Here is a 10,000-nt window from a genome sequence, read left to right as displayed (position 1 = left end):
TGCGGAATTCCAGATAATTTCCGTAGTCGTATTTTTGAAAAGTTCTCTCAGGCTGATGGCTCGACCAGCCGCAAAGCCGAGGGTACTGGTCTTGGTTTAAATATTTGTAAAACCATTATTTCGGCCCATCAAGGCGATATTGGTTTTGATAGCCAAGCCGGACATGGCGCTTTATTTTGGTTTGAATTACCTGAGACTCAGCTTTAACTTCTTATGTCGGTAATACATACCAATACACAGCTAGGAAATGACAAGTGCTGCCTGCCAAAACAAACAAATGCCAAATCAGGTGGTGCATAAAAAGAGACTTTTGGATATAAAACAGCACTCCACCTGAATAGAACAAACCACCAGCCAATAACCACCACAATCCGGCTGCAGGCACATGGTTCAGCATAGGGTCCAGAGCAATCACTACTAACCAGCCCATCACCAGATATAAAGCCAAAGAGAGTTTCTGGTATTTGGCACCGGTAAAAAGTTTAAGCAACACTCCAGCCAGCGCTATGCTCCAGACCAGGCCAAATAACCACCAGCCCCAGTTTTCTCGTAAACTGACCAGAGTAAAAGGGGTGTAAGTACCTGCGATGAGTACAAAAATTGCGGAATGATCGAGCTTTCTCAGCCATAACTTGTGAGTCAAGGCCTGAACTGAATGATACAAGGTGGAACTGCCATATAATAAAATTAAACTCAGGCCGAATACCCAACTGCTTACCTGACGCCAGAAATCTGCAGCGGAAAGTTCCAGCATCAGATACAAGGCAGCCAGACTGGCTAACACTCCAATGCCATGACTGATAGCATGGCTTAATTCTTCTGTTGCACTGTAACTGGTGGCTGCTTTCATATTGCGCTTTATCTGGACTGACCTCAAAGCACTATGGTAACACTGGCCGGATCAAAGCAACCAGCGCAATTCGTTATTTTCTATGGATAAGGGTAAACTAACGGCCTTTGTGTTTTTTATAGTGAACCGTAATTTTTATGGCTGTGCTTTTAGTGGTCGGTTATGTCTGGCCTGAACCAAATTCCTCTGCAGCGGGCAGTAGGATGTTGTCTTTGCTTGCGATGTTTCGTCAGCAAGGCTGGACTGTAATTTTTGCCAGCCCCGCAGAAAAAAGCCCACATCGTTTTGACTTAAGCCAGTGGCAGATCAGTGAAGAACAAATTCTGCTAAACGACAGTAGTTTTGACGAACAGCTCAGACAATGGCAACCCGATATGGTGATGTTTGACCGTTTTATGCTGGAAGAACAGTTTGGCTGGCGTGTTGAACAACAATGCCCACATGCTCTGCGGTTGCTGGATACCGAGGATCTGCACTTTTTACGATTAGCCCGTCAGCAAGCCTATAAAGCGGGCAGGGACGTCACACTACAGGACTTGCACTCAGAACAGGCACAACGCGAAATCGCTTCTATTTACCGCTCTGATCTGACACTGATTATTTCAGAAGCCGAGATACAGCTGTTGACAGAGCATTTTAAGCTGCCGCAAGAGCTTTTATGTTACAGCCCCTTTTGGTTGGAGACTAAGCCACAACAGGATTTACCTTCGTTTGAGCAGCGCCAGCATTTTGTCTCTATAGGCAATTTCCGCCATGAGCCAAACTGGCAGGCGGTATTGTGGCTCAAGCAGCAGATTTGGCCTTTGATCCGCAAGCAGCTTCCCACAGCTGAACTGCATATTTATGGTGCTTATCCACCACCTAAAGCCACACAATTGCATCAGCCGAAAGAAGGGTTTCTGGTCAAAGGCTGGGCAGAGGATGCGGCAGAAGTGGTTAAACATGGTCGGGTTTTATTGGCTCCATTGCCTTTTGGTGCAGGTTTAAAAGGTAAGTTTATTGATGCCATGACACAGGGCACACCCAATGTAACCACAGCAGTTGGCGCTGAAGGTATGGAGCATCAGGGAGCATGGTCCGGGCTAATCGGCGAGACTGCGCAGCAGATAGCAGAGGCGGCCGTGTTGTTGTATCAGGACGAAACCTTATGGCAACAAAAGCAGCAACAGGGTTTTACCATTTTGGCCCAACGTTTTGCCAGCCATCAACATCAACCCCGGGTTTGGCAACAACTGATGGATGTACAGCAACAGCTGTCGCAGCACAGATTAACCAACTTCACTGGCGCTATGCTCAGGCATCATCAGCATCGCAGCACCCAGTTTATGGCGCAGTGGATTGAAGCAAAAACTAAACTGGCAGAGCTGAAACAAAGCTTTGCACAGCAGGAGACAACAGATGAGTGAAATCAGCCGTCAGGCGCTCGTACAACTTTTGGATCAGGAACTACAAAGTAACTTGATCAAAGACTATTGCCCCAATGGTTTACAAGTCGAAGGTAAAAGCCAGATTAAAAAGATTGTGGCGGGTGTGACCGCTTCTCAGGCCTTGCTGGATGCGGCGGTTGCCGCAGGAGCTGATGCCATTATGGTGCATCATGGTTATTTCTGGAAAAACGAAGACTATGCCATCACAGGGATAAAAAAACGCCGCTTACAAACCCTACTGAAACACGACATCAATCTGATTGCCTATCACTTACCGCTGGATGTGCACCCGCTGCTTGGCAATAATGCTCAGCTGGCGTTAAAGCTGGGGCTTACCAGCTGGCAGGCTGTGCCTGGTGTCAGCCCGTCCGGCGTGCTGATGCGCGGCACTCTGGCACAGGCGATGACCAGTCAGCAGATTGCAGACAAGTTGCATCTTGAACTGAACCGCTTACCTTTGTTACATGCAGTGCTGGATAAACCAGTGACTGAGCTGGCCTGGTGTACAGGCGGCGGCCAATCTTATATCGACCAGGCTTATGCGGCTGGAGCTGAGCTTTTTATCAGTGGCGAAGTATCGGAACAAACTATCCATAGCTCGCGTGAGCTTGGTATCGACTTTATTGCCGCTGGCCATCACGCCACAGAACGTTATGGCATCAAAGCTTTGGCAGAGTTTGTACAGCAACGCACTGGTGTTGTCTGTGAATTTATTGATATCGACAATCCGGCTTAGGCTTGGATCAGGTGAGTAGCAAGCAGTGAGTAAAAAACAGCAGGACCGCAATTTTGACGGTATAGCGGGCAAATTTCAGAAGAATATTTATCAGACCACCAAAGGCCGGTTGCGTCAGGCAGTGTTGCTGCGAGACTTTGCCGAATGCGCCGATTTAGCAACCCCAAGCCGCATACTGGATGTAGGTGCAGGGCAGGGTCAGTTGGCGCTGGCGCTGGCGCAGCAGGGCCATCAGGTCACTTTAACCGATCTGTCGCAGGATATGCTGGATATGGCACTCGAAGAGGCCAAAACCCGTGGTGTCGATACACAAATTGAGTGCCATGCTCTGGCGTTACAGCAATTGGCCGACCAGCAATGGCCAGCCTTTCCAGTGGTGCTATGCCATGCTGTACTGGAATGGTTGCACGAACCTGCTGAAGCCATTAAACAACTGCGGGCTTTAGTACAAACAGGTGGTCTGGTGTCGCTGATGTTTTATAACAAAGACGCCAAACGCCTGAGTAATATCATTTATGGCAATTTTAACTATGTGCTGCGTGATTTGGCCTTTAAGAAGAAGGTCAGTTTAAGCCCACAAAATCCATTGCAACCAGAAGATGTGTATCGTTGGTGTAAAGAAGCAGGTTTTGTTATTGAAGGCAAAACCGGCGTGCGCTGTTTTCATGATTACCTGCGTGATCGTTCAGAGCAGGAAACAGAATTTGAGAAGTTGTTGCAGGTCGAACTGCAATACAACAGACAAGAGCCTTATGCTTCGATAGGGCGGTATCAACACCTGTTGCTGCGCGCTATTTAATTTTACTTTGCCCTGAATTAAATCTGAAAAAACAGTTGCGGTGGTGAATAAAGCTGTTATGATTATCTTCGTAATGAGAACGGTTATCATTTGCAAGATATGCAATCAAGTGGGAAGTCTGCACCCAGCCAGGAAGGCGCCTTGATTTCGTAGGCGGATAAACGCTCTGTTACGTGTTGTGACCCTATGACAACAATGATTCTGCTGTTGTTGTCGAACTCCGAAGTCTTTGCCCATCCAAAGACCACGTTCTGGCCCGGCCTTATCAGCCGGGCATTTTTTTGGCTGAGACTAAATGTGCATCACCGCTGAACTAATCAAACTCAAACTTATAAAGTACATCCACAGCGCTATCTATACCTTGCACTGCTTCCAGGTAGAGGTTTTTCATCAGCTCGTACCTTAAGGTGAATTCCCCCAGCGAGTTAAAAATGCCCACACCATATTTTAACTGCAGTTTAGGCGACAAATAGCCGCTGACCGTCACTTGGGAGTCATCGCCTGTGCCCGCCGTATCCAGGGTAAATTGCTCAAAACCAAAGGCTTTGCCCAACTGACTGACCATGCCATTGCTGTTGGCAATACCAAGGCCTATTAAACCACTGGTTATTGGGTTGCTTTTACTGTCACCACTGCCGGACAAATCCCGCCCCATCAAGAGGTAAGATAAAGCGTTGGCCTGAGGTTTAGAGGGTTCGGAAAAAATCACCACTGAGGCCTGATCCGCCGGACCATTGACCCGGATCCCAGCAATCACATCATCTTCAGTGGAGGAGGGGTTACGTATCGCTTCAATAGTTAAAAAGGGCTGATCAGCCGGGCCGTTAAACATCAATTTACCTTTGCGGATCAGTAAATCCTGGCCGTAAGAACGGAAGGTACCATCCAGAATATTCACTTCACCTTTTAAACGTTGTTGTGTGCCATTCTGGCTAAACAACAGCTGGCCTTTAAGCCGGCTTTTTAAGCCAAATGCCTGTAAGTTGACCTGCTCGCCTAAAATCAACCGCATTTCGGTGACCAGCTTGATGGAACTGGTGACAGCACCACGGCGTACCTCCAGTTCTTTGTTCAACAGGATCTCGTCTTCTGACACCTGCACTGCATTTTGCGGCAAATCGTCTATCGCTATATCGGCTTTTGGAATCTGTATAGTGCCTTGCACCGCCACCACCTGATTTTGTGCCAGCACTGTCACTTCAGGATTGATATAGACCAAACCCTGCGACAGATTCAGCGGCAGTTGCTGGCCGCTTAAGGCTAAACGAACCTGATAGTTGGCTAAATCAAACCAGTCGGCATAACCTGATAATTGCGCTTTACCTTCAGCACTTTGAATATCCGCCGTCAGCAGAGCTTTTTGCTGTAAAAAATCCAACTGCACATTACCTTGCTCTATGTCCAGCGGCGCATTGTGACCCTGCAGTTTCATCTCGCTGACTTTGATCTGGCCAGACAATAAAGGCCGGCCTAAAGTTCCACTGGCGCGCACCTCGCCATTTAAGGTGGCAAAAAATTCACTTTGCTCAGGCAATAAAGTGCGCAGGAAACTCAAATCCAGCCGGTTTAACTTGAGTTCTGCTTCGAGCTTTTTGTCCTGTTGGTTTAAATCGGGCAGGGAGGCTGAGCCCTGCAGCGAACGATCCTCACTAAACTGCATTTGCCAGTTGCTCGACAGCTGTTTGGGGGTCAGTGTCAGGGCCGCGCTCCAGCTTTGCCACGGCAGTTGCAGCGGATTGACATCGGTTTGCTGCCATTTACCTGCTGTGCCTGTTACTTTTACTGACGCATTCAAGCCTTGTTTTTTACCCCAGTTCAGCTGTACATCAGCGTCTGCTTCTCCCGTAAGCTGTTGTGATTCGCCGATAAACGTCTCTAATAAGGCCAGTTGGAACTGCTGCAATCTCACTGCAACATTTCCCGCTGTTCTACTGATTTTGCTGGCTTCTTCCAGACATAACCTGCCAGGCTCTGAGGTCCAGCAATGCGCAGGCAAAGTGAGTTGTTGTTTTGGCCAATCCAGTGCCATCACTAAGGGGTCCGCTAAAGCCCAATGACCTACCGGAGTTTGTAACTGCGCTTGCTCAAGCGCGATTTTCCAGCGCAGCTTAGGTTGAGCCGCCGCAGTTGCTTGCAATTGAGCTTTGTAATCGGCTCCATCCAGTTGCAGCACAAAATCGCTATTGTCTTTATTGCCTGTCAGCAGCAACTGGGCAGAATTTAGTGCCTGTCCTGAAATCGAGCCTTTACCTAAATTTAATTCCAACTGATGATTCAGATTACTGCTGTTCAGTTGCGCGGTTAAACTCAGGTTTTGTAGCCGTACTAACTTTTTATAGCGCAGTTTTTCAGCGAGTAGTTTTATATCCGCAGCTGCGTGTTGTTGTGGGCCAGAGATTTTGACCTCGGCCGTCAGGCTGCCCTGTGCACCCTGAATGGAGCTGGCCAGATCGGGAGCCACCACAGACAAGGCCATTTGCCACTGGTCTGTCACTTGCCCTTCAGCGGTAACTTTATTATTGCCATGCTGCAGGATCAGGTATTTACTGCTTAATTGTGCTACATCCAGAGCTTTGCCTTTGGCTTGCAACTGGCCTGACAAAGACAAAGGTTGCTGCCGCACTTGCCCCTGAATAGCTAAAGTGGGCAGTTCAAGTTGCCACTCTGTTTGGTGATAACTGGCTTTCAGCTGCACATCCCCACTGAGCTGGCCCGGATAATCTTTGATCCAGGGGGCCAGTTGCATCTGCTCAAGTGACAGCGCTGCATCCAAAGCCAGCTCTTTGGTTAAGTCCAAAGAACCCTGGCTACTCAGATTACCCAAAGCAGAACGCAGGCGAAGAACGGACCAGCTTAACAGCGGGGCTTGCCAATGCGCAGTCAGTTGCAACTGGCTGTCAGGCAGCTGGGGTGTTTGCTGTTGGCTCTGCAGAGTCAGTTTCAGATCTGCCAATGAACCTTCAGCATCAAGCTGCACTTGTTGCATTTTGTACAAAGGCTCGCCTTGCAGCGGCCACTGCAGGCTGCTGGCTTTTAAGTGCAGTTGGATGGGCAGTCCGGCGCTTAGCGGGGCTACTTCCGCTTGAGCGCTGGCCTGCTGTGAACCGGTAAGTTCAAGACCCAGCTGCACTAGCTCCAACGAACCCGCTATGCTGCTATTGAGGACCAGGCCAGAGCTTTCGGCTTTGACAAAACCCTGCACTGCAAAAGGAGTGGAATTGCTCAGACTCAGCTGTGCCTGCGCTGTGATGGGCTTGCCTTGCACATCTGGCTGACTGAGCTGCAGCTTTGTCAGTTGAAACTCTGTCAGCTCAAACTGATCGGGGTTGGCTTCGAGCGAAAAACTAAGCTGCTCTGCAGAAAGTTGCTGGGCACCTGTGACCTTAGGCTGCTGTAATGTCAGCTTTTTTACACTCAGCCAGAGCGGCAATTCAATGCGCGTCAGTTGTGGCACCTGATACTGCCACCAGGCTTCCGCCTTATTTTTTGCGCTTTGGCTGACAGAACTCTGTTGCTCTGCAGTTTCAGGCAGATGTAGTTGCAATTGCTCCAGTAGTGTGTCGCCCAGCGCTATCTGTTGACCACCGAGTGTTAGTTCTGTGTTCAGTCTATTCAGACTAAGCTGCAGTTCAGCGTGTTGTACTTTGAGATCGGTGATCTGCAGTTGATTGATACTGACTTTGGGCAATTCCAGTACTGTATCTTCCTGCTCTGGTGCAGCTTCGGCTTGGCTGGACGGGCTAAGCACCAGCTGCACACCTTCAGCCGATGCACTGTCCAGACAAATCTCAAACCGGCCTAAACAATACCAGCTGACTTTGGCTGCAAGGCTGTTGATCTGCAGTGTGACACCGTCCTGCTGAAACTGCACCCCGGTCAGTGTAAAACCCTCGGCCAGTGTGCCGCTGATTTGGGTTATTTGAACCGGGCTGTCGTCCGGTAACAAACGGTTCAGCAGTTGCAGAGGTTTATTGGTATAAAACAGCACAATCAGGCTGAGCAACAGCAATAAACTGAAGGCTAAAAAGAATTTCTTCCAACTAAAAGCTGAGCTGACGTTTTTCACATCAGGCATTGCCGTGCGCTCTTCGCTGCCATTTACACTCATAATTCCGGCCCCAAACTAAAATGCAACTGCAAGGCCTGATCGGAGGGCACATCCAATCCCCATGCAACATCAATACGAATAGGGCCAACAGGGGAGGCCCAGCGCACACCTAAACCTACGCCACGGTAAATATCGGCCTTATCATTCCAGGCACTGCCAGCATCAAAAAATGCAGCAGCCCACCAGTTTCCTGACACCCTGTGCTGATACTCAAGCGCCGCTGTTGCCAGATAACGGGCACCAACTAAGTTGTTTTCAATATCCTTTGGCGAGATAGATTCATAAGAGTAACCACGAATACTGTTGTCACCACCGGCAAAAAAGCGCAGTGAAGGCGGCAGCTCAGTGATGGCTTCCATTAGCACAGCGCCTGCATCTACACGCACCAGATAACGCTGATCATCGGAGAAAGAACCTATCCAGCCAACGCGACTGCGCAAACGGACAAAACTGCTGTCGGAGCCCCAGGCCGGATCTGAGACTTCAGTGCCGATTAGATAACGAGTGGCCTCAGAGGGCATACTGCCACCACTGTCCCAGCTGCGACTAAAGCTGATCCCTGGCATGATTAAGTTAGCACTGCCTGAGTCTGTACCTTGCACATAGTCCTCATACAACCAGCGCAGAGAGGCTGTCCTGTACCAGTTATTGTCCAATAACCAGTGGCGCTCCAGCGCGGTGTTGTATTCCTGACTGCGGGTATCTTCCAAATCTTTATTTTTAATACCAAAATTCAGTTTATAAAAGTCTTCAGTGACGTTTTGTTTTGGCCATTTGTAACCCATCTCTAAGGTCTGTTCCGGGCCTGACAACGCCATTTTACTGTTCAGGCTGTGGCCTCTGTCATTCAGCCAGGGCTTGTTCCAGTTCAGTTTGATGCGAGGCCCAAGATCAGTGGAATAACCTAAACCTGTCTCTACAGAATTTCGGGTTTGTGGTTCAACTTTGACTTTAACAGCCAGTTGTTGCTGCGCGTTTTCCGGTTCATCCACTGTTACATCTATGCTGCGAAACCAGTTGGTTTCCGCCAGGCGCTGATTCAGTTCACCCAGTTGGCTCGACAGATAAGGCTGACCCGGCTTAAAAGGCAACATAGAGCGTAAACGTTCGTCACGAATTTGACTGCCTTCAAACTGGACTTCACCGAAGTGATAACGTGGACCTGAATCGAATTGAATATGTATAAAACCTTGCAGCAAGCGTGGCGCTACAGAGAGCTCATGCTTTACAAAACTGGCCTGAAAGTAACCACGGCGCAACGCCAGGGAATTTAGTTGATTTTTAATTTCCTCGTAGCGACCGTGATGCACCCTGTGGTTGACCTTTGGACCAATCTGTTTCACCAGCTTGATAAACTCAGGGTCTGTAGAGGCTTCGCCTAACACTTCCACTTTGACGGATTTGAGGCGCAAGGCTTCACCAGGTTGAATGGTCAGCCTTAGTTTTTGCTTTTTTTCTTTACCCACCAGGCTAGGTTCTATCTCCATACGGTAATAACCCACAGCCCGGGCCGCGAGTTTGACATCTTCAATGACTTTGTTCTGAAAACGTCTGGAGCCCAGATTATTTTTAGCGGGCAAGCGGTCTAAATAAAGTTCAATGTTATCAGCAAGGGTGCCCGAAACGCCCTTGAGTTCAATTTGGGGATGCGCTGCGACGGCAGAGGCGGCAAACAGCGCCAGAATGCCCAGAGTCCTGTACAACAAAATGCGAACTATCCTTTGTGTTAAAACCGGGTCAGTGGCACCCGGCTATCTACTCAGAGTATAACAGCCAACTATAGTTCAGTGCGCATTGAGATAGACAAGGGCACTAATCTTTGACGCGGGCAAATAAAAAGGTTTTCATCAGTAGAGGCCATTCAGGCTCCTTACCATACATGCGGATCCCCAATTCAAATACCCGGTAAGCTGCATTTTTGAGCCAAAGCAGAGTCGCTATCAGTAGGGCCAGTGACAAAAGCCATTCCCACCAGGGCACAATTACAGACGCCATCCGCATCGGCATAGCAGCAAAAGAGGTCAGGGGAAACAAGCTGAGTATATGCATCAGAGTACCTTCTGCATTATCCATTGCACTG

7 protein-coding genes and 1 pseudogene are annotated in these 10,000 nt (G+C 48.9%); 4 read left to right on the top strand and 4 right to left on the bottom strand.

The genetic code is table 11. The annotated features are described in order from the left end of the window. A partial coding sequence (locus LDL40_RS07635; RefSeq protein ID WP_300994669.1) for an ATP-binding protein occupies positions 1-207 on the top strand: 207 nt, incomplete at its 5' end. A gap of 4 nt (positions 208-211) precedes the next feature. On the opposite strand, the gene LDL40_RS07630 is transcribed toward LDL40_RS07635, so the two are convergent. Continuing rightward, entirely contained in the window at positions 212-850 is a 639-nt protein-coding gene (locus LDL40_RS07630) for a hemolysin III family protein (protein WP_300994668.1), read from the bottom strand. A 137-nt stretch (positions 851-987) separates the two neighbouring features. Between LDL40_RS07630 and LDL40_RS07625 the strand changes: the two genes are divergently transcribed. From LDL40_RS07625 to LDL40_RS07615, 3 genes are read left to right on the top strand one after another with little or no spacing between them, the layout of a single operon-like run. Next, on the top strand, positions 988-2,256 hold the full coding sequence (locus LDL40_RS07625) for a glycosyltransferase (protein ID WP_300994666.1): 1,269 nt from the start codon (positions 988-990) through the stop codon (positions 2,254-2,256). Continuing rightward, positions 2,249-3,013: a Nif3-like dinuclear metal center hexameric protein gene (locus LDL40_RS07620; protein ID WP_300994664.1), complete on the top strand. Its 765-nt coding sequence runs from the start codon at positions 2,249-2,251 to the stop codon at positions 3,011-3,013. The genes LDL40_RS07625 and LDL40_RS07620 overlap by 8 nt, the downstream gene beginning before the upstream one ends. Before the next feature lie 25 nt (positions 3,014-3,038). After that, positions 3,039-3,812 (top strand): methyltransferase domain-containing protein, encoded by a 774-nt coding sequence (locus LDL40_RS07615; RefSeq protein WP_300994663.1) that lies wholly within the window; start codon positions 3,039-3,041, stop codon positions 3,810-3,812. Between the two features lie 313 nt (positions 3,813-4,125). On the opposite strand, the gene LDL40_RS07610 is transcribed toward LDL40_RS07615, so the two are convergent. The 3 genes and pseudogenes from LDL40_RS07610 to LDL40_RS07600 form a co-directional block, all read right to left on the bottom strand. Continuing rightward, a complete protein-coding gene (locus LDL40_RS07610; RefSeq protein ID WP_300994661.1) occupies positions 4,126-7,920 on the bottom strand; it encodes a translocation/assembly module TamB domain-containing protein in 3,795 nt (1,264 codons plus the stop codon). After that, complete coding sequence (locus LDL40_RS07605; RefSeq protein ID WP_300994658.1) at positions 7,917-9,626, bottom strand: autotransporter assembly complex family protein; 1,710 nt, start codon at positions 9,624-9,626, stop codon at positions 7,917-7,919. Before LDL40_RS07605 ends, LDL40_RS07610 begins: the two co-directional genes overlap by 4 nt. Before the next feature lie 106 nt (positions 9,627-9,732). After that, a pseudogene (locus LDL40_RS07600) lies at positions 9,733-10,000 on the bottom strand (hypothetical protein); the annotation flags it as partial.

This window comes from Rheinheimera sp. (genome assembly GCF_020217005.1).
Taxonomy (GTDB): Bacteria; Pseudomonadota; Gammaproteobacteria; order Enterobacterales; family Alteromonadaceae; genus Pararheinheimera.
Note: the sequence above shows the minus strand (reverse complement) of the source record. Positions and strands in the feature narration are given on the sequence as shown.